At 72.2% G+C, this 23,705-nt stretch carries 25 protein-coding genes; 9 read left to right on the forward strand and 16 right to left on the reverse strand.

The genetic code is table 11. The features are described 5' to 3' along the window. Nucleotide 1: 1 nt before the first annotated feature. Nucleotides 2-505 carry a DUF6328 family protein gene (locus F4560_RS02275; RefSeq protein ID WP_184915542.1) on the forward strand — a complete coding sequence of 168 codons (504 nt, stop codon included), beginning with the start codon at nt 2-4 and terminating at the stop codon, nt 503-505. Nucleotides 506-533: 28 nt separating this feature from the next. On the opposite strand, the gene F4560_RS02280 is transcribed toward F4560_RS02275, so the two are convergent. The 3 genes from F4560_RS02280 to F4560_RS02290 all read right to left on the reverse strand — a co-directional run bounded on the left by F4560_RS02280 (nt 534) and on the right by F4560_RS02290 (nt 2,849). Next, nucleotides 534-1,208 (reverse strand): DUF6766 family protein, encoded by a 675-nt coding sequence (locus tag F4560_RS02280; RefSeq protein ID WP_184915545.1) that lies wholly within the window; start codon nt 1,206-1,208, stop codon nt 534-536. 82 nt (nt 1,209-1,290) lie between these two features. Next, on the reverse strand, nt 1,291-1,659 hold the full coding sequence (locus F4560_RS02285) for a hypothetical protein (protein ID WP_184915547.1): 369 nt from the start codon (nt 1,657-1,659) through the stop codon (nt 1,291-1,293). Nucleotides 1,660-1,676: 17 nt separating this feature from the next. Further along, on the reverse strand, nt 1,677-2,849 hold the full coding sequence (locus F4560_RS02290; RefSeq protein WP_184915550.1) for an alcohol dehydrogenase catalytic domain-containing protein: 1,173 nt from the start codon (nt 2,847-2,849) through the stop codon (nt 1,677-1,679). A gap of 105 nt (nt 2,850-2,954) precedes the next feature. Here F4560_RS02290 and F4560_RS02295 point away from each other — a divergent pair, with 105 nt between their 5' ends. Next, entirely contained in the window at nt 2,955-3,776 is an 822-nt protein-coding gene (locus tag F4560_RS02295; RefSeq protein ID WP_184915553.1) for an SDR family oxidoreductase, read from the forward strand. Nucleotides 3,777-3,808: 32 nt separating this feature from the next. Here F4560_RS02295 and F4560_RS02300 read toward each other — a convergent pair whose 3' ends face one another. Beyond that, nucleotides 3,809-4,204: a ChaB family protein gene (locus F4560_RS02300; RefSeq protein ID WP_184915555.1), complete on the reverse strand. Its 396-nt coding sequence runs from the start codon at nt 4,202-4,204 to the stop codon at nt 3,809-3,811. A gap of 56 nt (nt 4,205-4,260) precedes the next feature. Between F4560_RS02300 and F4560_RS02305 the strand changes: the two genes are divergently transcribed. Then, on the forward strand, nt 4,261-5,655 hold the full coding sequence (locus F4560_RS02305; protein ID WP_184915558.1) for an aldehyde dehydrogenase family protein: 1,395 nt from the start codon (nt 4,261-4,263) through the stop codon (nt 5,653-5,655). Here the strand turns inward: F4560_RS02305 and F4560_RS02310 are convergent. Beyond that, nucleotides 5,613-6,215, reverse strand: coding sequence for a response regulator transcription factor (locus F4560_RS02310; protein WP_184915561.1), 603 nt, complete (start codon nt 6,213-6,215; stop codon nt 5,613-5,615). The genes F4560_RS02305 and F4560_RS02310 overlap by 43 nt on opposite strands. Then, complete coding sequence (locus F4560_RS02315; RefSeq protein WP_312868195.1) at nt 6,212-7,366, reverse strand: sensor histidine kinase; 1,155 nt, start codon at nt 7,364-7,366, stop codon at nt 6,212-6,214. Before F4560_RS02315 ends, F4560_RS02310 begins: the two co-directional genes overlap by 4 nt. A 109-nt stretch (nt 7,367-7,475) precedes the next feature. On the opposite strand from F4560_RS02315, the gene F4560_RS02320 reads away from it, so the two are divergent. After that, the gene (locus tag F4560_RS02320; RefSeq protein WP_184915566.1) at nt 7,476-8,390 is read left to right on the forward strand and encodes an ABC transporter ATP-binding protein; all 915 of its coding nucleotides are present in this window, start codon (nt 7,476-7,478) and stop codon (nt 8,388-8,390) included. Next, entirely contained in the window at nt 8,387-9,091 is a 705-nt protein-coding gene (locus tag F4560_RS02325) for an ABC transporter permease (RefSeq protein WP_184915569.1), read from the forward strand. Before F4560_RS02320 ends, F4560_RS02325 begins: the two co-directional genes overlap by 4 nt. 78 nt (nt 9,092-9,169) lie before the next feature. Here the strand turns inward: F4560_RS02325 and F4560_RS46460 are convergent, their stop codons facing one another. From F4560_RS46460 to F4560_RS02355, 6 genes are all read right to left on the reverse strand, one after another. Continuing rightward, nucleotides 9,170-9,328 carry a transposase gene (locus F4560_RS46460; protein WP_376775413.1) on the reverse strand — a complete coding sequence of 53 codons (159 nt, stop codon included), beginning with the start codon at nt 9,326-9,328 and terminating at the stop codon, nt 9,170-9,172. Between the two features lie 28 nt (nt 9,329-9,356). Then, nucleotides 9,357-10,634 (reverse strand): UDP-glucose dehydrogenase family protein, encoded by a 1,278-nt coding sequence (locus F4560_RS02335; protein WP_184915572.1) that lies wholly within the window; start codon nt 10,632-10,634, stop codon nt 9,357-9,359. Further along, nucleotides 10,592-11,482, reverse strand: coding sequence for a glycosyltransferase family 9 protein (locus tag F4560_RS02340; RefSeq protein ID WP_184915575.1), 891 nt, complete (start codon nt 11,480-11,482; stop codon nt 10,592-10,594). The genes F4560_RS02335 and F4560_RS02340 overlap by 43 nt, the downstream gene beginning before the upstream one ends. Next, nucleotides 11,479-12,513 carry a glycosyltransferase gene (locus tag F4560_RS02345; RefSeq protein WP_184915578.1) on the reverse strand — a complete coding sequence of 345 codons (1,035 nt, stop codon included), beginning with the start codon at nt 12,511-12,513 and terminating at the stop codon, nt 11,479-11,481. The genes F4560_RS02340 and F4560_RS02345 overlap by 4 nt, the downstream gene beginning before the upstream one ends. Continuing rightward, nucleotides 12,510-14,144 carry a carbamoyltransferase family protein gene (locus tag F4560_RS02350; protein WP_184915581.1) on the reverse strand — a complete coding sequence of 545 codons (1,635 nt, stop codon included), beginning with the start codon at nt 14,142-14,144 and terminating at the stop codon, nt 12,510-12,512. The genes F4560_RS02345 and F4560_RS02350 overlap by 4 nt, the downstream gene beginning before the upstream one ends. 67 nt (nt 14,145-14,211) lie before the next feature. Further along, nucleotides 14,212-15,138, reverse strand: coding sequence for a UDP-glucuronic acid decarboxylase family protein (locus tag F4560_RS02355; protein ID WP_184915585.1), 927 nt, complete (start codon nt 15,136-15,138; stop codon nt 14,212-14,214). 57 nt (nt 15,139-15,195) lie between these two features. Here F4560_RS02355 and F4560_RS02360 point away from each other — a divergent pair, with 57 nt between their 5' ends. Then, entirely contained in the window at nt 15,196-16,047 is an 852-nt protein-coding gene (locus tag F4560_RS02360) for a glycosyltransferase family 2 protein (protein ID WP_221483952.1), read from the forward strand. A gap of 11 nt (nt 16,048-16,058) precedes the next feature. Further along, nucleotides 16,059-16,886 carry an aldo/keto reductase gene (locus tag F4560_RS02365; protein ID WP_281392046.1) on the forward strand — a complete coding sequence of 276 codons (828 nt, stop codon included), beginning with the start codon at nt 16,059-16,061 and terminating at the stop codon, nt 16,884-16,886. Nucleotides 16,887-16,899: 13 nt separating this feature from the next. On the opposite strand, the gene F4560_RS02370 is transcribed toward F4560_RS02365, so the two are convergent. Continuing rightward, nucleotides 16,900-17,409, reverse strand: a complete 510-nt coding sequence (locus F4560_RS02370) for a DUF2087 domain-containing protein (protein ID WP_184915594.1) — start codon at nt 17,407-17,409, stop codon at nt 16,900-16,902. A gap of 62 nt (nt 17,410-17,471) precedes the next feature. Here F4560_RS02370 and F4560_RS02375 point away from each other — a divergent pair, with 62 nt between their 5' ends. Continuing rightward, on the forward strand, nt 17,472-18,269 hold the full coding sequence (locus F4560_RS02375; RefSeq protein WP_312868202.1) for a hypothetical protein: 798 nt from the start codon (nt 17,472-17,474) through the stop codon (nt 18,267-18,269). Nucleotides 18,270-18,818: 549 nt separating this feature from the next. On the opposite strand, the gene F4560_RS02380 is transcribed toward F4560_RS02375, so the two are convergent. The 3 genes from F4560_RS02380 to F4560_RS02390 all read right to left on the reverse strand — a co-directional run bounded on the left by F4560_RS02380 (nt 18,819) and on the right by F4560_RS02390 (nt 22,316). Continuing rightward, nucleotides 18,819-18,992 (reverse strand): hypothetical protein, encoded by a 174-nt coding sequence (locus tag F4560_RS02380; RefSeq protein ID WP_184915597.1) that lies wholly within the window; start codon nt 18,990-18,992, stop codon nt 18,819-18,821. Nucleotides 18,993-19,257: 265 nt separating this feature from the next. After that, nucleotides 19,258-21,576 (reverse strand): glycoside hydrolase family 65 protein, encoded by a 2,319-nt coding sequence (locus F4560_RS02385; protein WP_184928843.1) that lies wholly within the window; start codon nt 21,574-21,576, stop codon nt 19,258-19,260. Nucleotides 21,577-21,599: 23 nt separating this feature from the next. Beyond that, nucleotides 21,600-22,316 carry an HAD family hydrolase gene (locus F4560_RS02390; protein ID WP_184915600.1) on the reverse strand — a complete coding sequence of 239 codons (717 nt, stop codon included), beginning with the start codon at nt 22,314-22,316 and terminating at the stop codon, nt 21,600-21,602. Between the two features lie 82 nt (nt 22,317-22,398). Here F4560_RS02390 and F4560_RS02395 point away from each other — a divergent pair, with 82 nt between their 5' ends. Further along, nucleotides 22,399-23,703 carry an NAD(P)/FAD-dependent oxidoreductase gene (locus F4560_RS02395; protein WP_184915603.1) on the forward strand — a complete coding sequence of 435 codons (1,305 nt, stop codon included), beginning with the start codon at nt 22,399-22,401 and terminating at the stop codon, nt 23,701-23,703. Nucleotides 23,704-23,705 lie beyond the last annotated feature (2 nt).

A 23,705-nucleotide genomic window follows, 5' to 3' on the forward strand; every position in this document is an offset into this window, starting at 1 on the left:
CGTGAGCCAAGCCGAGGAGTCGCACCAGCGGAGGTTGGCCCGCAACCTCAACGAGTTGCTGCAAGAACTGCGGGTCGCGCAGGCGGGCGTGCAGATCCTGTTCGGTTTCCTGCTGTCCATCGCCTTCACCGAGCGCTATGCGGCAGCCGACGCGTACGTCCGCGTCACCCACTTGATCACGGTCCTCTTCGCCGCGTGCGCGGTCGCGCTGCTCACCGCGCCGGCGGCCTGGCACCGGATCCTCTTCCGCCGCGGCAGGCGGGAGGACGTGATCGAGGTGGCGAACCGCTACGCGATCCTCGGGCTGGCGTGCCTCGCGGTGGCCATGACCGGCACCATCCTGGTGCTCGGCGAGGTCATCATCGGCGGCTGGGCGGGCATCGCGCTGGGCGTGTTCGCGGCCCTGTTCTTCGGCACGCTGTGGTTCGCGCTGCCGTGGCGTGAGCGTGGCCGTGACTCGACGGGGGACGAGGACGACGAAGACGAGGAAGACCGCCTCGAATAGCGCCCCCGTCAGCCCGAGCCGGTTCCCCTCAGCCCGACTCGTCCGTGGCCGTGTGCGGCGTGCCGACCGGCTTGGACTCCGGCGATCCGCGTTGGCGCAGGTACACGCTCAGCACCACCATCGAGCCGATGGCCAGGAACTCCGACTGCCAGTTCTGCAGCGACCGGTTCCAGAAGTCGGCGCTCAGCACGTAGTCCCACCACGTGATCGGGTCCAGGAAGTCGTTCAGCCGGTCGTTGTTGTACGCGCTGCGCCCGGCGATCGACTGGGTCAGCCACGAGCCGACGAACAGGCCGAGCATGACCAGGCCCAGCGAGTTCGAGTACAGCGCCGTCCGCCAGCCGCCCGCCTTCGCCCACGGCGGCGACTGCTCCTTCACGTGCGCGCCGAGCAGTTGATCCTTGTCCGACTCCGCGCCGATCCGCGACGCCGGTTTCGACTCCGGCGAACCGCGCTGCATGAGCCACACGGTGGCGAAGATGAACAGGAAGAACTGGAGGTACTCCGACTGCCAGTTCTCGGCCACGTCCACCGCGTAGTCCGACGACATCACGTACTCCCACAAGCCGATCGGGTCACCGCCGTCGGTGAGCCGCCGGTTGTTCAGGTCGGCGTTGCCCGCGAACGCCTGGCCGACCAGCGTGGCCAGGCACAGCAGGCCGAACGTCAGGCCCAACCCGTTGTCCCGCAGGAACCTCTTCACAGTCCCACCAGCCCGATGACGCTGAAGAAGACCAGCAGACCCAGCACGCCGAGCAGATAGGCGTAGAACATCCCGCGCTGCGTCACGGCCCACCCACCTCGCACTTGTACGGCCGGTCGGCCTGCGCGGTGCAGCCCGCGCCGGACACCCGCCACCCGGACGTCAGGTCACGCAGGAACAGGACGTCGTCCGACGTGCGGACCTGCGCCGCGTCACCCCAGACCTCGACCGACTCCACCGACCCGCCGGGCAGGTCCAACGACGAGCACTCCGCGCCTTCACGCGCGCGTTCGGTCAACATGTCGCACGCCCGCTCGGAGTCACCCTCGGCGAGCGCGGCCGTGAAGTCGTCCGCCGTGCGCCGGACCAGGTCCTCGGTGCCCGAGCCACACCCGCCGGCGAGCACGCAGACCGGCAACGCCACGGCGAGTAACCACCGGAAGCGGATCATCGCTGGACGATAACCCGTCACGGGCGCAGCAGCACTTTGACGGCGCTGTCCTGCTTGCGCTGGAAGATGTCGTAGGCGTGCGGCGCCTCGTCCAGCGGCAGGTGGTGCGTGGCGAACGAGTCCACGCCGAGCGGGTCGGCGTCGGTCAGCAGCGGCAGGATCTCCGGCACCCAGTGCCACACGTTCGCCTGGCCCATGCGCAGCTGCACCTGCTTGTCGAACAGGGTCAGCATCGGCAGCGGGTCCGCCATCCCGCCGTACACGCCGACCACCGAGATCGTGCCGCCGCGCCGCACGATGTCGATCGCCAGCCGCAGCGCGTGCAGCCGGTCCACGCCCGCGGTCTGCATGAACCGGGCCGCGATGGCGTCCGGCAGCAGTCCGACGGCCTGGTGGGCGAACTTCGCCACCGGCGCGCCGTGCGCCTCCATGCCGACGGCGTCGATCACGGCCTCCGGGCCGCGGCCGTCGGTCAGGTCGCGGATGTGGTCCACGAGGTGGCTGTCCCGCACGTTCAGCACGGTGACGCCGTGGTTCTTGGCGCGCGCCATCCGTTCCGGCACCAGGTCGACCCCGATGACCTGCCCGACGCCGCGGTGCTGCGCGATCCGGGTCGCCATGTCGCCGATCGGGCCGAGCCCGAGGACCACCAGGCTGTCCCGCGTGCCCGCGTACTCCACCGCCTGCCACGCCGTCGGCAGCACGTCGGACAGGTAGACGAACCGGTCGTCCGGCGGTCCTTCCGGCACCTTGATCGGCAACGTGTTGCCGAACGGCACCCGCAGGTACTCGGCCTGGGCGCCCGGCACCTGCCCGTACAGCTTGGTGTAGCCGAACAGCGCCGCGCCCGTGCCGTGCTCGCGCACCTGGGTCGTCTCGCACTGCGACTGGAGGCCGCGCGAGCACATGAAGCACGTGCCGCAGGAGATGTTGAACGGCACCACCACGCGGTCGCCCGGCTTGACGTCGGCGACACCCACGCCGACCTCCTCGACCACGCCCATCGGCTCGTGCCCCAGGATGTCGCCCTCGTCGATGAACGGGCCCATCACCTCGTAAAGGTGCAGGTCGGAGCCGCACAGCCCGGACGACGTGATGCGCACGACGATGTCGGTCGGCTCCTTGATGATCGGATCGGGCACGGTGTCCACGCGAACGTCCCGCTTGCCGTGCCACGTGACGGCCTTCATCCCTGTGCTCCCTCCGGCGCGATTCCCGAGTGGCGTTCCCGGCACGGCGGGTGGCAAACACGGGTGGCGCTGTGTGGTGGACACCGGGCCGGGTACCCGCCTGCCATGAGCGCACCACTACCTCAAGACCGGGCCGGCGCGCCGCAGCGCGCGGTGGTGACCGGGTCCGACTCCGGCATCGGCAAGGCGGTCGCGGTGGCCCTCGCGGGCGGCGGCGTGGATGTCGGCATCACCTACCACCGGGACGCCGAAGGCGCCGAGGACACCGCCCGGAAGGTCCGCGAACGCGGCGTCCAGGCGGCCGTGCGGCAGCTCGACCTGACCGACCTGCCGACCGCGGCGGCCGTGGTCGACGAGCTGGCCGCCGAGCTGGGCGGTGTGGACGTGCTGGTGAACTGCGCGGGCACCGGCACCGCCCAGAAGGCCATGGAGATGGACTTCGACACGTGGCGCGGGGTGCTGTCGGTGGACCTCGACGGCGCGTTCCTGTGCTCCCAGCGCGCCGCCAAGCACATGATCAAGGCCGGTCAGGGCGGCCGGATCATCAACATCACGTCGGTGCACGAGCACCAGCCGCGGGTGGGCGCCGCGCCGTACTGCGCGGCCAAGGCCGGGTTGGGCGCGTTGACGAAGGTGCTGGCGCTGGAACTCGCCGAACACGCCATCACGGTGAACTCGGTGGCCCCCGGCGAGATCTCCACCCCGATGACCGGTCAGGAAGACGTGGACCCGCGCACCGAACTGCGGCCCGGCGTGCCGCTGGGGCGGCCCGGTCACGCGAGCGAGGTCGCCGCGGTGGTGGCGTTCCTGGCCACGCCGGCCGCCGGGTACGTGACCGGGGCGTCGTTCGTGGTGGACGGTGGCATGACGTTGATGGGGCCGCAGGCGAGCCAGCTGCTCACCGACCGCGGGTGGCTCGAACCCTGAAGCGCCGCAACCCTGAAGCCTCTGAAGTGCAGTCAGGAGCGGGCCTTGGCGGTCTTGCGGTTGTTGGCCTTCTGGATCGCCTCCACCAGCTGCTGCTTGGTCATGCTCGACCGGCCGGTCACGCCCAGCTCCTTGGCCAGGTCGTAGAGGTGCTGCTTGCTGGCGTTGGCGTCCACGCCGCCGGCGGTCTTGCCCTGCTTGGGCGTGCTGCGCGCGGCCTGCTTGTCCGACGGTCCCTTGCCGTCCTTCGGCTCCCAGTGGTCGCCGACCTTCTCGAACGAGTGCTTGAGCGCGGCGAACGCGGTCCGGTGCGACCGCTGGCCCTCGCCGTAGGTCTCCACCGCCGAGTCGTGCGCCTTGATCCACGTCCGCTGTGCCTTCTTGGGCGAGCGGGCGATCGTGCTGGGCAACTCCTCGCGTCCGGGCATGGCTCTCCCTCCTCGGGGCTCGGGTTTCACCTCACGCGCTCGGGTACCCGGTGGCCATGACGGACATGCGTGTCGAAGCACTCGACGTCCACAGCCCGGTCGACGGTCAGCTGATCGGCTGGCTGCCGATGGCCACGGACGAGGACGTGGCCGGTTCGGTGCTCACCGCGCGTGAGGCGCAACCCGGGTGGGCGGCGACCTCGGCCGCCGAACGGGGAGCGGCGCTCAAGGCCGCGGCGCAGGCGATCCGGACCCACGCGACCGACCTGGCGAACGTGATCCGGTCGGAAACCGGCCGTCCGTTCGCGTCGGCGCGCGAAGGTGTGCTGGCCGGTGTGTCCACGTTGGAGCAGTACGCGGAGCTGGGTCCGGTCCACCGTGGCCGGTCGCTCCTCGGCGCGCACGACGCCACGGATCTGATGGTGCCCGAACCGCGCGGAGTGGTTGTCGCGCTGACGCCGTGGAACGACCCGGTCGCGGTGGCGTGCGGGCTGCTCGGCGCGGCGCTGGTGACGGGCAATGCCGTGGTGCACAAGCCAAGCGAGCGCTGCCCGCACACCGGCGTCCTGCTCGCGCAGCTCATGGTCGACCACTTCTCGCCGGGCGTGCTGCAAAGCCTCACCGGTGACGGCACGGTGGGCGCGGCGCTCGCCTCGTCACCGCACGTCGACGTCGTCGCGCACGTCGGCGGCACGGCGACCGGCCGTTCCATCGCCGCCGCCTGCGCCGCGACCGGTGCGAAGGCGTTGCTGGAGAACGGCGGCAACGACCCGCTGCTGGTCGACGCGGACGTGGACCCGGTGTGGGCGGCCGGGCAGGCGGCGCTGGGCGCGTTCACCAACGCGGGGCAGCTGTGCACGTCGGTGGAGCGGATCTTCGTGCACCAGGCGGTGTCCGACGAGTTCCTGGCCGCGTTGTGCGAGGAGGCGCGCCGCTGGAACGCCGACCCGCAGCCGCTGGTGGACGTCCGGCTGCGGGAGCACGTGCACGCGCACGTGACCGAGGCGGTGGCGGACGGCGCGGAACCGCTGGTCGGTGGCGCGATCCCGGAGCGCGACGGCGCGTTCTACCCGGCGACCGTGCTCGACCGCTGCACGCCGGACATGCGGGTGATGCGGGAGGAGACGTTCGGGCCGGTCGCGCCCGTGCGCGTGGTGCCGTCGTTCGAGCGGGGCCTGGCCGAGGCGTGCGTGGACGAGCACGGCTTGGCCGCGACGGTCCTCACCGCGTCGATGGCGCACGCGCAGCAGGCGTGGCGGGCGCTGCCGGTGGGCACGGTGAAGGTCAACGCGGTGTTCGGCGGAGCGCCCGGCGGCGCCGCCCAGCCGCGCCGGAAGTCCGGCACCGGGTTCGGCTACGGGCCCGAGCTGCTGGACGAGATGACCGCGGTGAAGGTCGTCCACCTCGGTCAGATCCAGCCCTCGTCCCAGGCGAACCGGGCGGCCTCGTAGCGGGTGCTCACGCCGAGCTTCGTCATCGCCGACGACAGGTAGTTGCGCACGGTGCCGGCGGCCAGGTGCGCCTCGGCGGCGATCGTGGCGACCGTGCCGCCCCGCAGCGCGTACCGCAGGACGTCCAACTCCCGTGCGGTCAACGGGCACGCGCCCTCGGTCAACGCGGCGGCGGCGATCTCGGAGTCCACGTACCGGCGGCCCTCGTGCACGTCACGCAGGATCGAGGCGAGCTGCGAGGCGGGCGTCGTCTTCGGCACGAAGCCCCGCACGCCCGCGCTCAACGCCCGCCTGAGCACACCGGGCCGGGCGTGCCGCGTCACGATGACCACCGCGACGCCGTCCAGCCCGCGGACCGCCTCGGCCGCGAGCACACCGTCCCGCCGGGGCATCTCCAGGTCGAACACGGCGATGTCCGGCCGGTGCTCGACGACCGCCGCGACCGCCGCGTCGCCGTCGCTGGCCTGCGCGACCACCGAGATGTCGTCCTCCAGCTCCAGCAACGCCGCCAGCGCGCCCCGGATCAGGTCCTCGTCGTCGGCCAGCACCACCCGGATCACCGGCCCACCCCGGCCCGGCCGACCAGCTCGAACCCGTCCACGCCCGCCGGACCGGCCTCGATCCGCCCGCCGACGGTGGAGAACCGCTCGCGCAGCCCGGCCAGCCCCGCGCCGGCCCCGCCCCCGTCACCCGTGAGGTCGGTGCCCATGACATTGGGGGAAACACCGTCGTTGGCCAGCCGCACGCACACCTGGCCGTCGTCCACGCTGATCACCACGTCGCAGCGCCGCGCCCGGCTGTGTCGCAGCACGTTCGTCGTCCCCTCCCGCACCAGCGCGCCGAACAGCGGCTGCAACGGCGGCGGCACGCCCACCGCGTCACCCTCGATCGTCGTCTCGATGCCCGCCGCGCGCAGCACGCCCACCGCGTTCGCGATCTCCGTGCCCAGGCTGGCACGTCGGTAGCCCTGCACCACCTCACGGGTCTCCCGCAACGCCGTCCGGGCCAGCTCGGCCACCTCGCCCGCGTGCTGCCGGGCCAGGTCGTCGTCCCGGCCGATCAGCCGCTGCGCCAGTTCGCCCTTCAACGCGATGGCCTGGAGGTGGTGGCCCTGGATGTCGTGCAGGTCGGCGGCGAACCGCAGCCGCTCCTCGGCCACGGCCAGCGCCTCGGCGGTCTTGCGCCCCTGCTCCTGCCGCAGCACGAGCTGCCAGATCCAGAGCTGGATGAGGTCGGCGAACACCAGCGCGACGATCATCGCCACGGCCAGCACCATCGCCGGCCGAGCGTGCGTGCCGCCGAACACGCCGCCGGTGGCGATGGTGAGCGCCGACATCACCGCGACGACGGGCCAGCGGCTGCGGGCGGGCAGGACCGCGCCCACGTGGGCCACGACCAGAGCGGGCAGCAAGGCCCAAGCGGGCAGGAACGCGCCGCTGCCGGCCATCACCGCCCACGCCGCCAGCGCCACCGCGAACGTCGCCGCGTGCTCCCACGGCCGGTGCTCGCCACGTCCCAGCCCGCTCATGGCCTGACGCATGTAGCGGGTGTGCTGGACGATCACCAGGGCCACCGCCAAGGCGACCGACAGCGACTTGACCAGGCCGTAGTCGTGCGTGACCAGGTCGAGCGCGGTGCCGAAGCCGACCGCCATCCCGCCGGCCGCCACCGACCACCACGTGTAGCGGCGGAGCCTGCTCAGCGGAGTCACAGGGGGAATCTACGAGTCCGATCGCACGGCTGTCTGCTGACATCTGTCACGTGAACCGGTGTGCGGCGGCACTGGGGGCGGACGGGGTGCCGCCACGAGCATGGTGACCATGAGGAAACCGGTGATCGAAGTGGCGGGGCTGAGGTGCCGCTACGGCTCGTTCGAGGCCGTGCGCGGGGTCGACTTCGAGGTCTCGGAGGGGGAGCTGTTCGCGCTCCTCGGCACCAACGGCGCGGGCAAGACGACGACCATGGAGACGTTGGAAGGGCTGCGCGCGCCCTTCGCCGGCACCGTGCGGGTGCTGGGGCTGGACCCGTTCCGGGAACGTGCGGCGTTGCGGGCGCGCACCGGGATCATGCTCCAGGACAGCGGCTTCCCGGCGGACCTGACGGCACGGGAGATGGTGGCGCTGTGGGGCGTCACGAGCGGCCGGCGTGCCACCGAGGACGTGCTGGAGCGGCTGGACCTGGCGCACCGGCGGGACGTGCGGATCAAGCAGCTGTCCGGCGGCGAACGGCGTCGGCTGGACCTCGCGCTGGCCGTGCTCGGGCGGCCGGAGCTGCTGTTCCTGGACGAGCCGACGACCGGGCTCGACCCGGAGTCGCGGCAGCGGACGTGGGAGGTGGTGCGCGGGCTGCTGGCCGAGGGCACGACCGTCGTGCTGACCACGCACTACCTGGAGGAGGCCGAGTCGCTGGCGCACCGGCTGGCGATCATGCACGAGGGGGTGGTGGCGGTGTCCGGCGCGTTGGTGGACGTGCTCGCGGCCCAGCCCGCGCGGATCTCGTTCGACCTGCCCGGCGGGCTCGACGTCGGCGCGTTGCCGATGCTGTCGGGCGACGTGGTGCACCGGCCGTCCGGTCGGGTCGAGGTGCGGACCGGTGACCTCCAGGACGACATGGCGGTGCTGCTGGCGTGGGCGGGGCGGGAGGGCCTGCGGTTGGGCCGGATCCGCGCGCACCACGCGTCGCTTGAGGACGTGTTCCACAGTGCCCGGACGGGCAAGGAGGTAGTGGCCGCATGATCGCCGCATTGGGCTTGGCGGAGCTGAAGCTGTTGCTGCGCAACCGGACCGCCGCCACGTTGGCCGTGTTGATGCCGTTGGCGGCGGGGCTGTACTTCGCGTTGGGGGTGGGTGGGGAGGACGACAGCTGGACGATGGTCGTCACGCTCCAGCTGCTGTTCTCGTTCGGGTTCACCGTGTACGTGACGGTGACGACCGCGTTGACCGCGCGCCGCCAGGACCTGTACCTGAAGCGGCTGCGAACGGGCGCGGCGTCGGACGTGGTGGTGCTGACCGGGATTCTGCTGCCGGTGGTGGTGCTCGGCTTGGCGCAGGCGTTGGTGCTGCTGGGCGTGAGCATGGCGGCCGGCGCGCCGCTGCCGACCCGTCCCGACCTGCTGGTCCTGGCGTTGATCGGCGGCGCCGCGATCAGCTGTGCGGCGGGCGTCTGCACCAGTGGTCTGACCGGCACGGCGGAACTGGCCCAGATCACCACGGCGCCGTTCTTCTTCGCCATGATCATCGGCGGCCTGATGGGCATGTCCGGTGGCGAGGACGCCTGGGTGTTCCTGATCCCGGGCGGTGGCCTGGGCACTCTCACCGGGGCGGCGTGGGGCGGCCCGACCGACCACGTCCTCGAAGCCCTGGCCTCGGTGGTCGCCTGGACCGCCGTGGCGACCGCCCTGTCCACCCGCTTCTTCCGCTGGGACCCGCGTACCTGACCGAGATTCAATCGGCGCGAGCCCCGGCCTTCAGGCCGGCGGTAGCCGCTCCGATTCTGTCCGGCCCGCAGCGGGCCGTCATGCCGGACGGCGCTGGTTCTCGACGTACTGCTTGATGATGGACAGCGGAGCACCGCCGCACGAGGCGGCGAAGTACGACGGGGACCACAGGTGATCCCGATAGGTCCGGACCCTCGCCCTCGGTGGCTCTGTGCCACGAGGAACGGTAGGGACAATTCAGGTCAGAACCCGTCCTGAATTCGGATCAAGCCGGGCGGCCGAGGGAGACGAGGTGGAAGCCGGCCTCGGTGACCTTGTCCGCCGGCAGGAGGTTGCGGGTGTCCACGATGACCGGAGCCGTCATCAGCGCCGCCAGGTTCGGCCAGTCCAGTTCGGCGAACTCCGGCCACTCGGTCAGCACCACCAGCCCGTCCGCGTCACGGGCCACCGCCTCCGGTGACTCCAGCACCCGCACCGGCCCGCAATCGGCCGAGACGCACGGGTCGTAGCCGGTCAGCCGAGCGCCCTCCTCGGCGAGCAGCCCCGCCACCGCCAACGCGGGCGAGTCGCGCAGGTCGTCCGTGCCCGCCTTGAACGTCAGCCCGAGCAACCCCAACCGCGCGCCGTCCAAGGGCAACGGCCCGACCGCGTCCCGCACCATGGCCACCACCCGGTGCGCCTGGTGGCCGTTCGTGCCGATCGTCGCGCGCAGCAACGGGAAGTCGACGTGGGCGTCCTCGGCCGTGGACAGCAGCGCCCTGGTGTCCTTCGGGAAGCACGAGCCACCCCACCCCGGCCCCGGCTCCAGGAACGACGCGCCGATCCGGTCGTCCAGCCGCATCCCCTCGGTCACGTCCGCGATGTCCGCCCCGACCTGTTCGCACAACTCGGCCAGGCTGTTCACGTACGACAGCTTCATCGCCAGGAAGCAATTGCTCGCGTACTTCACCAGCTCCGCACTCGCGCTCCGCGTCACCAGCGCCGGCGCGCCCGTGCCCTCGTACAACGCCACCACCCGCCGCGCGGCCTCCTCGGCCTCCGCCCCGACCACGACCCGCTGGGGCCGCAGGAAGTCGTCCACCGCATGGCCTTCACGCAGGAACTCGGGGTTCGACACGACCTGGACGTCCGACCGCCCCACCAGCTCCGCCACCCGCTCGGTCGTCCCGGCCGGCACCGTCGACTTGATCACCAGCACGCACCCCGGCGGGACGGCGTCGCGTGCCTCGCGCAGCACCGCGTGCACCGCGGTCAGGTCCGCCGCACCGTCCGGACCCGTGGGCGTCGGCACGCACAGGAACACGAAGTCCACATCGGACAGTGCCGCCGCGTTGCCGAGCACGAACCGCAACCGCCCGTCCCGCAGGCCTTCCCCGACCAGTTCGGCCAACCCCGGCTCGTGCGCGCCGACCTCCGCCCGCCCGAGCGCCGCCACTTTCGCCTCGTCCACGTCCGCGCACACCACGGTGTGCCCGAGCCGGGCGAAGCAGGCGGCGGTGGTCAGCCCGACATAGCCGGCGCCGACGACGCCGATCCTGGCCATGGTCCACCTCCCAGCATCGACCGCGCGGCCTCCAGCACCTCGTCCACGGTGATCTCCACCAGCCCCGGGTCCGGCTCGTCGGCGAACGTGTCGCCGGTCGTCCCGTGCCACAGCACCCGGTGCGGCCCGGACCTCGGACCCCACTCGGCGGGGGACACCGGCCCGAACAGCACCACCGACGGCGTGCGGTAGGCGGTGGCGACGTGGGACACGCCGGTGTCGCCGCAGATCACGAGCCGCGCGCCCGCCACCAGGTCCAGCAGCCCGGCCAGGTCACCGATCCGCTCCCGACCACTGGCCACCGCATGAACCAGGGGCACCTCGTCGGGACTGCCGGTCACCACCACGTCCGGTCCCAGTTCCCGCACCACCGCCGCGAACCGCGTTGCCGGCCAACGACGTGCGGCGTGGCTGGCGCCGGGGTGCACGACGATCGCGTCGTCACGCGGCAACGGCGGCAGGAGCAGGTCGGCGGGGTCGCAGGCGATGCCGAACTGGGCCAGCAGCCGGCACCACCGCCGCACCTCGTGCTCGTGCTCGGGCCACGGCACGTGCACGCCGTGCGTGATCAACCGGGCGGGTTTGGTGGCACGCAGCAGCTCGGTGCTCTGCGGGCCGCGTCCGTGCAGGTTGACCGCCAGGTCCGGCGACTCGTAGTCGATCGGCGCCAGCCCTTCGGTGGGCAGCAGCCGGTCCACCGCGTCGATCCGGTCCACCGCGTCGGCCAGCCAGCCGGGCGCGGCCAGGGTGATCTCGGCGTCCGGGAACGCCCGGCGCAGCCCGCGCAACGCCGGCACGGCCGTCAGCAGGTCGCCGAGACCGAGCGCGCGCAACACCAGGACCCTCACCGCTTCACCGCCCCGCCCAGACGTGCCGACACGCGCACGCCGTCGTCGGCCGCCAGGACGATCCGACGGTCACGACCGGCCACGGGCACCGCCCGGTGACGCCATTCGCCACGCAACCGGTGCAGGCACGCGGCGGGCGGGATCACGGCGCTGGTGACGATCATCTTCGCCACCTCGTCCGGTGTGCGCGGGCCGGGCGCGATGCGTTCGACGGCGAACCACGCGGTCAACGCCGCCCACACACCACCGAACGCCAACGCCGTCCGCCGCAGGCCGAGGAACCCGCCGACCATCGCCGCCACACCGGAGGCCGTGGTGACGGTGTGCTGCGGCAGCCGTCCCCGCGCGCCACCGATCCGTTGCCGCCACTCGGGTCCGATCAACCGCCGCGCCAACGCGTCGTCGGCGTTGCCGCGCTGCTGCGCCAAGCTGGCGAAGAACCCCGCCGGACGCACCGGGTGCGTGGTCACGCGCTCCCCGTTGACGATCCGGTACCCGTCCGACTGCACCCGCAACGCCAACTCGGCGTCCTCGCGGTAGGCGCGCGGGAACCGCTCGTCGAACCCGCCGGCGTGCACGAGAGCCGCCCGCCGGTAGGCCATGTCCGCGGTGATCCAGCGGGCGTCCGCCAGTCCGGCCGTGCCGCGTTCCCAGTCGGTCGGCGCGCGGTCCTCGGGCAGCGGCACCACGATCCGCGCCTGCGACGCGCCCACGTCCAGCCCCAGCCAGGCCAGGTCGTCGGCCAGCCGCAGCTTCCAGTCGTGCGCGGGCACCACGTCGTCGTCCAGGAACGCGACCCACTCGCAGCACGCCGCACGCCACCCCGCGTTGCGTGCGGCGGCCGGTCCTCGTCCCCCGGTGCGCAGCACCCTCGCGGAGTGCGTCGGCGGCAACGGGCCGGGATCGGGCCGGTCGTCCACCACGATGATCTCGCGCGGCGGCGGGCCGTCGCCGTTCTCCAGCGCGTCGAGCACCACTTGCAGGCTGTCGCGGCCCACGGTCGGGATGACCACCGCGTAGTCGACGTTCACAGCCGCCCCTCCGATCCCGGCCGTCGCACCACGAACCGGCCGATGGCCAACAGGTCGACCGGCGCCGAGCCGAAGCACTCCAGCGCGTCGCGCGGGTCGTCCACCATCGGCCGCCCGGCCGTGTTCAGGCTGGTGTTCACCACGACCGGCACGCCGGTGCGCCGGTCGAACTCGCGGATCACCCGCGCCATCAGCGGTTCCGAGTCCGGGTCCACCGTCTGCACCCGCGCCGTGCCGTCCACGTGCACGACCGCCGGTATCCGGTCACGCCACTCCGGCCGCACGTCGTGCACGAACAGCATGTACGGGCTCGGCAACGGCCCCCGCTCGAACAGTTCCGCCGCACGGTCCGCCAACACCATCGGCGCGATCGGCCGGAACTGCTCGCGTCCCTTGACCTCGTTGAGCCGGGCCAGGTTCTCCGCCCGACCGGGGTGCGCCAGCAGCGACCGCCGGCCCAACGCCCGCGGCCCGTACTCGCTGCGACCCTGGAACCAGGCCACCACCTGGTCGTCCGCCAACGCCTCGGCCACCGTGACCGCCACGTCCGCCGGCTCCTCGTAGGCGATCTTCGCGGTGCGCAGGCAGTCCGCGATCTCCGCGTCGGTCCACGACCGGCCGAGGTCGGCGCCCGGCATCGGCGCGGCGGGCTCACCGGCGTCGGCCACCACCTGCAACGCCGCGCCCAGCGCCGTGCCAGCGTCACCGGCGGCCGGCTGCACCCACACCTCGTCGAACGGCCCCTCGGCGAAGATCCGGGTGTTCGCCACGCAGTTCAGCGCCACCCCGCCCGCCATGGTCAGCCGCTTCTGCCCGGTCCGCTCGTGCAGCCACCGGACCAGGTCCAGCAGGACCTCCTCGACCCGAACCTGCACGCTCGCCGCCAGTTCGGCGTGCTCCTTCGTCATCTCGCCGTCCGACTCGCGCCGCTTCGCCAGCGTCGCCCAGTCCAGCGGCTTCACCGCGAACCCGCCGTCCTCGGTCGCGTAGACGTGCTCCCGCAGCAGGTCGAGGTGCCGCGGCTCGGCGTAGGAGGCGAGCGCCATCACCTTGTACTCGTCACTGGACCGCAGGAACCCGAGGTGCTCGGTCAGGTCCTCGTACAGCAGGCCGAGCGAGTGCGGCAGGTGCTGCGCGGCCAACGTCTCCAGTCGGTGGCCCCGGTAGCTGCCCGCCAGGTGCGACCGGCACTCGCCGCGACCGTCGTTCACCAGCACCGCGCAGTCCCCGCCGAACGGCGCGGCCAGGGCGGTGGACGCGGCGTGCGCGACGTGGTGTGGCACGAACCGCACGATCGCCGGGTCCAGCCCCGGCAGCGCGGTGGCCAGGAAGTACGGCGCGCGGCGGGCGTACTCGGTGCGCAGGTCCTCCCACGGCACGTCGCTCGGCTCGACCAGGTCCGGGTCGTAGGAGTAGGCGACGGCGTCCAGGTCGGCCGGGGTGAGCCCGGCGTGTTCAAGGCACCAGCGGGCGGCCTGCTCGGGCTGTTCCCACGCGGAGAACGGCACCGGCCGCTTGCCGTGCTTGCGCCGCGAGAAGCGTTCCTCCTCGGCGGCGGCCACCACCTCGCCGTCCACCACGAGGGCGGCCGCGGGGTCGTGGAAGACCGCGTTGACACCAAGCACGCGCACGGCGTTCCCCTTTCGCTCAGGTGGACCGTTGCTCCTGTGTGGACCGTTGCGGACGGACGTCGATCGACTACCCGACGAGGTGGCGGTCAAACGACCGCCGCAACCCCTCGTCCAGCGAGATCTCCGGCTGCCACCCCAGCAGTTCGCGGGCCCGCGAGATGTCCGGCCGACGGCGGCGCGGGTCGTCGGTCATGGCGTCGACGTGCTCGATGGTGGACGTGCTGCCGGTCAGCTCGACGACCTTCCGGGCGACCTCCAGCACCGTGACCTCCTCCGGGTTGCCGAGGTTCACCGGACCGGCGTGGTCGCAGTCCGCCATCGACAGCAGGCCGCGCACCAGGTCGTCCACGTGGCACAGCGAACGGGTCTGCGTGCCGTCGCCGTGCACGGTCAGCGGCTCCCCGGCGCGGGCCTGCCGGACGAACGTCGGGATCATCCGGCCGTCGTCCGGGCGCATCCGCGCGCCGTAGGTGTTGAAGATCCGCACGATGCCCGCGTCGGTGCCGTACTCACGGCGGAACGCGCAGGTCAGCGCCTCACCGAAGCGCTTGGCCTCGTCGTACACGCTGCGCGGGCCGATCGGGTTGACGTTCCCCCAGTACGTCTCGCGCTGCGGGTGCTCCAACGGGTCGCCGTACACCTCGCTGGTGGACGCGATCACGATCCGCGCGTCCTTGCGCCGCGCCAGCTCCAGCGCGTGCAGCGTGCCGAAACCGCCCGTTTTCAGCGTGTCGACGGGTGTGCGCAGGTAGTCCAGCGGCGACGCGGGGCAGGCCAGGTGCATCACCAGGTCCACGTTGCCGAGCAGGTCGAGCGGTTTGGCCACGTCCTCGGTCACGACGCCCAGCCGCGGGTCGTCCGGCAGGTTGTCCACCGACCCGGTGCGGAAGTCGTCCACGCACACCACCCGCGTGCCGCGCCTGAGCAGCGCTTCGCACACGTGCGAGCCGAGGAACCCGGCCCCACCCGTCACCACCGCCCGTTCGAATCCCATGGGCTGGGCCTACCCGTCGATCCGATGAGTAACCGCGGCTTCTCCGGGTAGTACCCGCTGGTGTCCCGAACGACCGTGGTGATAGCCACCCGTGACCGGGTGGACGACCTCACGCGCACGTTGACCCGACTAAGAGAGCTGGACGTGCCGGTCGTCGTGGTCGACAACGGCTCGACCGACGACACGGTGGCGCGCGTTCGGCAGCACTTCGACCAGGTGGAAGTGCTGGCCCTGGGCCGCAACGAGGGCGCGTTGGCGCGCAACCAGGGCGTGCGGCGGGCGACCACCCCGTACGTCGCGTTCAGCGACGACGACTCGTGGTGGGCCCCCGGCGCGCTGCCGTGCGCGGAGGAGTTGTTCGACCGGCACCCTCGGCTGGGGCTGATCGCGGCCCGCACGATCGTCGAACCCGACGGCCGGCTGGACCCGGTGTGCGACGAGATGGCCCGTTCGGTGCTGGGACGTGACGACGACCTGCCGGGACCGTCCGTGCTGGGCTTCGTGTGCTGCGGCGCGGTCGTGCGGCGGTCGGCGTTCCTCCAGGTGGGAGGGTTCCACCCCGTGCTGTTCTGGCCGGGGGAGGAGCGCCTGTTCTCCTGGGACATGGCCGCGGCCGGGTGGGCGTGCTGCTATGTGGACGACGTGGTGGCGCACCACCAGCCGTCCTCGTTCCGGCCGCCGTCAGCCTGGCGGCGGCGGGTCGAGATGCGCAACGAGCTGCTGACCACCTGGCTGCGCCGTCCGATCGGGGTGGTGCTCGGGCAGACGTTGGCGCTGGCCGGGAGGGCGTTCGGCGACCGTGACGCGGGCCCGGCACTGGCCGCCGCGCTGCGCAGGCTGCCCGCGGCGGTGCGGCACCGGCACACCCTGCCCGACGACGTGGAACGCCGCGTGGCGCTCGTCGGCTGACGCGGCGCATGATGGTGCCCATGAGGACCATCACCCTGAACAACGGCGTCACCATGCCGCAGCTCGGTTTCGGTGTCTTCCAAGTGTCCAAAGAGGACACATATGCCACGGTGACCGAGGCACTGCGGGCCGGCTACCGCAGCATCGACACGGCCGCCGCCTACCGCAACGAAGAGCCGGTCGGCCGGGCGATCGCGGAGTCGGGGATCCCGCGCGACGAGCTGTTCGTGACGACCAAGCTGTGGAACGACGACCAGGGCTACGACGAGGCGTTCCGCGCGTTCGACGCGAGCGCCGAGCGGCTCGGCCTGGACCGGCTCGACCTGTACCTGATCCACTGGCCCGCGCCGAAGCAGGACCGGTACGTCGACACCTGGCGCGCGCTGGGCAAGTTGTCCGCGGACGGCCGGGTCCGGGCCATCGGCGTCTCCAACTTCCAGCCCGCGCACCTGGAGCGGGTGGTGGAGGCGACCGGCGCGGTGCCGGCCGTGAACCAGGTCGAGCTGCACCCGTGGCTACAGCAGGCCGAACTGCGCGCGTTCCACGTCCGGCACGGCATCGCGACGGAGGCGTGGAGCCCGTTGGCGCAGGGCGGCGAGCTGCTGTCCGATCCGGTCGTCGCCGACATCGCCGCGAAGCACGGCCGGACCCCGGCGCAGGTCGTGCTGCGCTGGCACCTCCAGCTGGACAACGTCGTCATCCCCAAGTCGGCGACGCCGAGCCGGATCGCGGAGAACTTCGCCGTCTTCGACTTCGAACTGGACGCCGAGGACCTGCGCCGCATCGCCGAAATGGACCGCGGCCGGCGCATCGGCCCCGATCCGGACACGTTCGGTTAAAAAACCCAGCTGATCAGACGCTCACCGGGCCGCCGCTGCGCCAGTACTCCCCGTCGGCCCGGCTGAGCAGTCCTTCGTCCACGAGGTGCCGGCGCACGGTCACGTGGTCGACCTCGCCGCCCTCGCACCAGCGCTTCAGCACTTCCGCCACGTCCCGTTCGAGGTACCTTTTACCCGGCTCGAACGTGGTGCTCACCTGTTCGAGCACAGCCCGCCGGCGTCCACGCTGGGCGGGGAGCTTCACCAGCCGCCCGTCCCGCACGAACGGGTCCTCCGGGACCCGGTTCGCCTGTTCGACCCGGGTGGCCTCCTTGAACAGTTCCTCGCGCACTCGCAGGACCGATCCGTCGGTCACGACGAGCCCCGCCGACCGAAGCCGGCGCAACGACCGCCCGACCTGCCGGGCGTCCAACCCGGTCGACCCGGTGATGTCCCCGGTCGTGCGAGCGCCCAGCACCAGCGCGGCCACCACCCGCAACCGTTCGGGTTCCGCCAGAAGTCCGATCAGTGAATCAGGGGTCACGCTTCGAGCTAACCGAAGCCGGTCCTCTGGTGCACGCGCATTTCGGGCGGACCTTAATAGCCGTGCGCACTGATCACCTCTTCCCCCTGGCGTCGGTGGAGCCTGTCTTCGGCATGCCGACCGAGAACGCCCGCAAGTTCCAGCAGGTGGCCGCCGAGCAGGACCTGGTCATCGACGTGCGGGCGACGAACCCGCACGCGGTGGGCTGGTTGCGCGAAGGCGCGCTGCCCAAACCGGAGGCGGTGAAGGCCAAGACCATCGACGACCTGGACGTCCGGCTGGGCGCGGCCCGCCGCCACCGGGGCCTCGTCGGCTACTTCCGGCCCGCGCTGCCCCGCTTCGACCTCAGCGACCGGCTGCTCCGCCGGTACGACCAGCGGCGCACCGAGTTCGACGCGCTGCGCGACAAGATGGCCCTGTTCGAACGCCGGGGCGAGTACGTCGTGCGGGACGGCGTCGTGCACGGGTACGACCGGCGCGGCTGGTTACGGCCGCTGACGGGCGACCACGACGTGTTCGACATCCGCGCGTCCGGTGGCATGCCCCTGACCCGCCGCCGCTACGACCGGGCGGTGGCGACCATGATGTCGCTGGACATGGGCGTGACCCACGGCGCCCACATGTACTGGCGGCCCACCACCAAGTCCGACCGGGCGATGTTCGAGTCGATCGCCCGCAGCGGCGACGACAAGCTGCGGTTCAACCCGGACGGCACGATGAGCGCCGGCGACTACTCGCGCTTGAACGCCGGGATCAAGGCGATGACCACGCCCGCCAAGGCCGCCCGGCCGTACGCCAGCGTCTCCCACGTGGGCAGACCGAGGGTGCCGGTGTCCTCGGCGTCGGCGATGAACAGCTGACCGTAGAGCAGGACCAGGGCGACACCGTAGAGCCGGGCGTGCCGGTGGTCCCACGCGAGCATGACCCCGGCCAGGCCGGTGGCGACGTAGAGGGCGTGGGTCCCGCTGTCGGCGAGGGGGAGGAACGGGACGGAGGCGAGGACGAGCTGGAGCGCGCCGACCAGGAGCGCGAGCAGTTGGGCCCGGCTGAACGGCCGGCGCCCGGTGGTCGGGTCGGCTTCGCGGTCGGCCTTCTTCGTGGCTTTCCGGGACTTCACGGCTGCCTCGTTCCGCATGGCGGGGGGTTACCCGCGCCCGTTCGGCTCATCCCCCAGGGGTGGCGGTTCCGCCTAGAAATCCCATCGCCGTACACGGTTCGGTATTACGGGTCAGCACGTGTCACGATCGATATCACCTGATCGGGGAGTAGGTCTGCTCTGGGTGGCAGGCACCGGCGGTGTGCAGTCCGCTGTCGGGAGCAACGCCCGTGCCGCGGTCCGCTCCACCCGATCGGGGTCGTCCGGAGTGGTCGGCCACTCCGCCGCGGGCGGCGGAGTCCGGGGTCGGAAGTCAGGCCTTGGGCCGCTTGCGCGGCTCGGTCGGCGTCTTGGTCCGGTCGGCGGGAGGCGGGGACTGCGGCGCCGTCTTGCCCGCCTGGACGGGTTCGGCCGGCTCGCGGGGGTCGGGTGTGAGGTCGGCGAGGTAGGTGGCCGCCAACTCGTCGTAGATCGGTGTTGAGCTCACGTTTCGGAATCCTGTAGGGCCACGGCCCGCGGCGCTGCCCCTCTCACTCCTGTGGGTTACCTTGCGATCGGTAGGAACCGCATTTTTGCGGAGATCATTTCGCCGCGATGACGTAGATCACGCATCGGGTACCCGATTCCGCGATTGAAACCCGGTAACAGGGGTACTCCAGCCCACGATGAGGGCTTAGGCGACCACCACCCCCCACTGGTCGCCTAACAGTCCCGGCCGGGCTCCCATCCCCCCTGGAGCCCGGCCGGGCGCCTCATCCCCCCGGTGGCACCCGCCGAGCGGGCGCACGGGACGGCGGCTGGTTCAGGACCGGCGGCTCCGGCGGATCCGGTGTGGACAACGTGACCGGCCGGCCCGGTTCGACCAGCACCGGGACGCCGTGGTGACGGGTGCGCAACGCTTCGCCCGCGACGATCCGGTACGTGACCGAACCCGGCTCGACCTCCACCGCGAAGCGGGTGCCCCGGAACGCCATCCGGAACGCCATCCGGCTCAGCCCCGGCGGCAGGCGCGGCGCGAACGTCAGCCCGCCGTCGTGGTCACGCATCCCGCCGAACCCGGCCACCAAGCCCACCCAGGCTCCCGCCAGCGACGCCATGTGCAGTCCGTTGTGGACGTTGCGGTGCAGGTCGTGAAGGTCGGTGAACGCCGCCTCGGCCAGGTAGTCGTAGGCCAGCCGCAACGCGCCCACCTCGGCGGCCAGCACCGCCTGCGTCCCCGCCGACAGGGAGGAGTCGCGCACCGTCCGTGACTCGTAGTAGGCGAAGTTCCGGGCCTTCTGCAACGGCGTGAACGCGTCGCCGCGCACGTGCATGGCCAGCACGAGATCGGCCTGCTTGACCACCTGCTTGCGGTACAGGTCGAAGTACGGCCGGTTGAGCAGCAGCGGGTACTCGTCCGGGTCGGTGCCGTCGAAGTCCCACTCCGCGTGCGACGTGAACCCCTCGTTCTGCGGGTGCACGCCCAGGAGCTGGTCGAACGGGATCACGATCACGTCGGCGGCCTTCCGCCACCCGGCGATCTCCTCGGCGGTCACGTCCAGGCGCTCGGCCACGTCGGAGTGCCGGTCGCACGCGTCCGCCGCGCAGCGCAGGTTCTTCTGCGCGACGAGGTTGGTGTAGACGTTGTTGTCCGCCAACGCCGAGTACTCGTCCGGCCCGGTCACCCCGTCGATGCGGAACCCGTCGTGCTGGTCGTGGTGCCCCAGCGACGTCCACAGCCGGGCGGTCTCGACCAGGATCTCCGCGCCGCACTCGCGTTCGAACGCCATGTCGCCGGTTGCGTTCACGTACTGCGCCACCGCGTGCGAGACGTCGCCGGAGACGTGGAACGCCGCCGTGCTCGCGGGCCAGTACGCGGAGCACTCCGCGCCGCTGATCGACCGCCACGGGAACGCCGCGCCGCGCTGGCCGAGCACCGCCGCCCGCTCCCGCGCCTTGTCCAACGTCGAGTGCCGCCACCGCAACGCGTCCCGCGCCGCCTCCGGCACCGTGTAGGCCAGCACGGGCAGCACGAACATCTCCGTGTCCCAGAACGCGTGCCCGTCGTACCCCGGCCCGGTCAGGCCCTTGCCCGGGATCGCCCGCGTCTCACCGCGCACCGCGGCCTGCATGATGTGGAACAGCGCGAACCGCAGCGCCTGCTGGAGCTCGTCGTCGCCGCGCAGCTCGATGTCGGCGACCTCCCAGAAGTCGTCCAGGAACTGCCGCTGCTCCGCCAGCAGGCCGTCCCACCCGGTCTGCCGCGCGCCCGCCAGCGCCGCCTCGACCTGGGCCCGCAGCGCCGGGATCGACCGTTGCGCGGACCAGCCGTAGCCCAGGTACTTCACCAGCCGCAGCTTTCCGCCCGCGGGCACGTCGATGGCGGCGGTGAACCTGGCAAGGTCGCCTTCGGCGCGGATCTCGGTGCGCAGGCCGTCCTCGACCTCCAGCTCGTGGTCCATCGCGGCGGCCATCCGCAGACCGGAGTTGCGCGCGTGGTGGGCCAGCACCGCCCGGTAGTCCTCGACGTGCGCGAACTCCGCCACCAGCGGGTCGTTCAGCGCGGCGGCCACCCTGGGGTCGTCGCTGTCGTGCTCGACGGGTTCGTTGGCCAGCAGGTCGGACTGCACCACCAGCTGGAGGTCCTCGCTCGGCTCGACCTCGTAGTGGATGGCCGCCACGGCGCGCTGGGTCAGCGACACCAGCCGTTCGCTGCGCACGGTCACCCGGCGGCCCGTCGGCGACTCCCACTCGGTGTGCCGGCGCAGCGTTCCGGTGCGGAAGTCCAGCTCACGCCGGTGCACGGGGGCCCGGCCGTAGCGCATGTCCAGCGGCTCGTCCTCGACCAGCAGCCGGATCACCTTGCCGTCGGTGACGTTGACGACGGTCTGCCCGGCCTCGGGGTAGCCGTAGCCGGACTCGCCGTACGGCAGCGCGTGCTCCTCGTAGAACCCGTTCAGGTAGGTGCCGGGCAGTCCGCGCGGCTCGCCCTCGTCCAGCGTGCCGCGCATGCCGATGTGGCCGTTGGACAGCGCGAAGATCGATTCGGTGCGGCGCAGCTGGTCCACCGCGAGGCCGTCCCACCGCACCATCCAGGGATCGACCACCCAGCCCGTCACAGCAGCTCCGCGAGGTCTTCGACCACGACGTCCGCGCCGTGTGCCGCCAGGGCTTCGCGTTGACCGGTCCGGTCCACGCCGACGACGTGCCCGAACCCGCCCGCACGGCCCGCCTCCACGCCGGACAGCGCGTCCTCGAACACGGCGGCTTGGTCCGGCCGGACGCCGAGCAGCCGCGCGCCCGCCAGGAACGAGTCCGGCGCGGGCTTGCCCTTGAGCCCGTCACGGCTGATGACCACGCCGTCCACCAGGGCTTGCACGAACGGGGCGAGACCGGCCGCGTCGAGCACCTTCCGGGCGTTCGCCGACGACGTCACCACGCCGATGCCCAGGCCGGCGTCCTCGACCGCCCGCAGGTAGGGCACCGTGCCCGCGTACGGCGTCACGCCTTCGTGTCGGATGATCGCCTCCAGCAGGTCGTTCTTGCGGTTGCCCACGCCGTGCACGGTGTCCCGGTCGGGAGGGTCGTCGGGCTCGCCCTCCGGCAGCGCGATCCCGCGCGAGGTCAGGAACGCCCGCACCCCGTCGTAGCGCGGACGGCCGTCCACGTACTGGATGTAGTCGTTCTCGGCGAACGGCGGTTCGCCGCGCGGGCGCAGGAAGTCGTCGAAGGTGCGCCGCCAGGCACGGCGGTGCAGCACGGCCGTGCTCGTCAGCACGCCGTCGAGGTCGAAGAGACAGGCGGTGATCGCGTCGGGCAGTCCCAGGGCCATGGATCGTGTCTACCCGTTCCTGGTCCGGGGTACCCGCCAGCGGAACGGGACGAGACGGACTCCCCACCGGAGGGATCGAGCCATGGGCAAGCCGCGCGTGCTGGTCGTCGGAACGGGCTTCGCGGGCTACCACTGCCTGCGCACGCTGGAACGGGTGCTGCCGGCCGACGCCGCCGACCTGGTGGCGGTCAACCCCACCGACTACATGCTCTACGTCCCGCTGCTGCCCGAGGTCGCCGGAGGTTCGCTCGACCCGCGCCGGGTGGCCGTGCCGTTGCGGCCCAAGCTGCCGCGCACCCGGCTGGTGCAGGCGCACGCGACGGGGCTCGACCTGGCCGCGCGGACGTGCACCGTGGTGGACGTCGAGGGGCGCGAACAAGTCCTGGAGTGGGACCGGCTCGTGCTGACGGCCGGTTCGGTCACCCGGTTGATGTCGATCCCCGGCGTGGCCGAGCACGCGTTCGGGTTCAAGTCGGTCGCGGAGGCGGTGTACCTGCGTGATCACGTGCTGCGGCAGGTCGAGTTGGCCGAGCTGGCCACCGACCCGGCCGAACGGGCGGCGCGGGCGACGTTCGTGGTGGTCGGCGCGGGCTACACGGGCACCGAGCTGGTGGCGCAGGGCCAGCAGCTCACCCGGTCGGCGTTGCGCGGACGCAGCGGGTTGTCCGAGTCCCAGGTGAAGTGGGTGCTGGTGGACATGGCGCCGCGGGTGTTGCCGGGGCTGGACGAGCGGCTGTCCGGGCCCGCCGCGCGGGTGCTGCGGGCGCGGGGCGCGGACGTGCGGCTGGAGACGAGCGTGGAGGAGGTCACCGCGAACTGCGCGCGGCTGACCGACGGCTCGGAGATCCCGACCCGGACGCTGGTGTGGTGTGTCGGCGTGCGGCCGGATCCGTTGGTGGAGTCGGTCAAGCTGGCCACGGTGAAGGGGCGCGTGGCGGTCGATCCGACGCTGGCCGTGCCGACCAACCCGCACATGTTCGCGGCCGGTGACATCGCCGCCGTGCCGGACGTGTTCAACGACGGCAAGCCGACGCCGATGACCGCGCAGCACGCGCAACGCCAGGGCAAGCTCGCCGGCCGGAACGTCGCGGCCTCCCTCGGTCACGGCGCCGTGGGGACGTACCGGCACCGCGACCTCGGCTTCGTGGTGGACCTGGCCGGCGCCCAGGCCGTCGCCGACCCGCTGCACGTGCCGCTCACCGGGCTGCCCGCGAAGGCGGTGGCGCGTGGCTACCACCTGCTGGCGATGCCCGGGAACCGGCTGCGGGTGGCCGTCGACTGGCTCACCGAGCTCGTCGCCCGCCGCCAGGTCGTGCAGTTCGGCCTCGTCCCCGAGGCGGGCGTGCGGTTGGGTGACGCCGAGAAAATCGGCGTCGGCCCCCGATGACG

This window comes from Saccharothrix ecbatanensis, assembly GCF_014205015.1.
GTDB lineage: Bacteria > Actinomycetota > Actinomycetes > Mycobacteriales > Pseudonocardiaceae > Actinosynnema > Actinosynnema ecbatanense.

What these genes read in the sequence shown, in the direction of transcription:
- F4560_RS02285 (WP_184915547.1), bottom strand. Translation starts at nt 1,659, where the DNA reads ATGATCCGCTTCCGGTGGTTACTCGCCGTGGCGTTGCCGGTCTGCGTG.
- F4560_RS02290 (WP_184915550.1), bottom strand. Translation starts at nt 2,849, where the DNA reads ATGAAGGCCGTCACGTGGCACGGCAAGCGGGACGTTCGCGTGGACACC.
- F4560_RS02295 (WP_184915553.1), top strand. Translation starts at nt 2,955, where the DNA reads ATGAGCGCACCACTACCTCAAGACCGGGCCGGCGCGCCGCAGCGCGCG.
- F4560_RS02300 (WP_184915555.1), bottom strand. Translation starts at nt 4,204, where the DNA reads ATGCCCGGACGCGAGGAGTTGCCCAGCACGATCGCCCGCTCGCCCAAG.
- F4560_RS02305 (WP_184915558.1), top strand. Translation starts at nt 4,261, where the DNA reads ATGACGGACATGCGTGTCGAAGCACTCGACGTCCACAGCCCGGTCGAC.
- F4560_RS02320 (WP_184915566.1), top strand. Translation starts at nt 7,476, where the DNA reads ATGAGGAAACCGGTGATCGAAGTGGCGGGGCTGAGGTGCCGCTACGGC.
- F4560_RS02325 (WP_184915569.1), top strand. Translation starts at nt 8,387, where the DNA reads ATGATCGCCGCATTGGGCTTGGCGGAGCTGAAGCTGTTGCTGCGCAAC.
- F4560_RS02335 (WP_184915572.1), bottom strand. Translation starts at nt 10,634, where the DNA reads ATGGCCAGGATCGGCGTCGTCGGCGCCGGCTATGTCGGGCTGACCACC.
- F4560_RS02355 (WP_184915585.1), bottom strand. Translation starts at nt 15,138, where the DNA reads ATGGGATTCGAACGGGCGGTGGTGACGGGTGGGGCCGGGTTCCTCGGC.
- F4560_RS02365 (WP_281392046.1), top strand. Translation starts at nt 16,059, where the DNA reads ATGGTGCCCATGAGGACCATCACCCTGAACAACGGCGTCACCATGCCG.
- F4560_RS02385 (WP_184928843.1), bottom strand. Translation starts at nt 21,576, where the DNA reads ATGGTGCGGTGGGACGGCCTCGCGGTGGACCAGCTGCGCCGCACCGAA.
- F4560_RS02390 (WP_184915600.1), bottom strand. Translation starts at nt 22,316, where the DNA reads ATGGCCCTGGGACTGCCCGACGCGATCACCGCCTGTCTCTTCGACCTC.
- F4560_RS02395 (WP_184915603.1), top strand. Translation starts at nt 22,399, where the DNA reads ATGGGCAAGCCGCGCGTGCTGGTCGTCGGAACGGGCTTCGCGGGCTAC.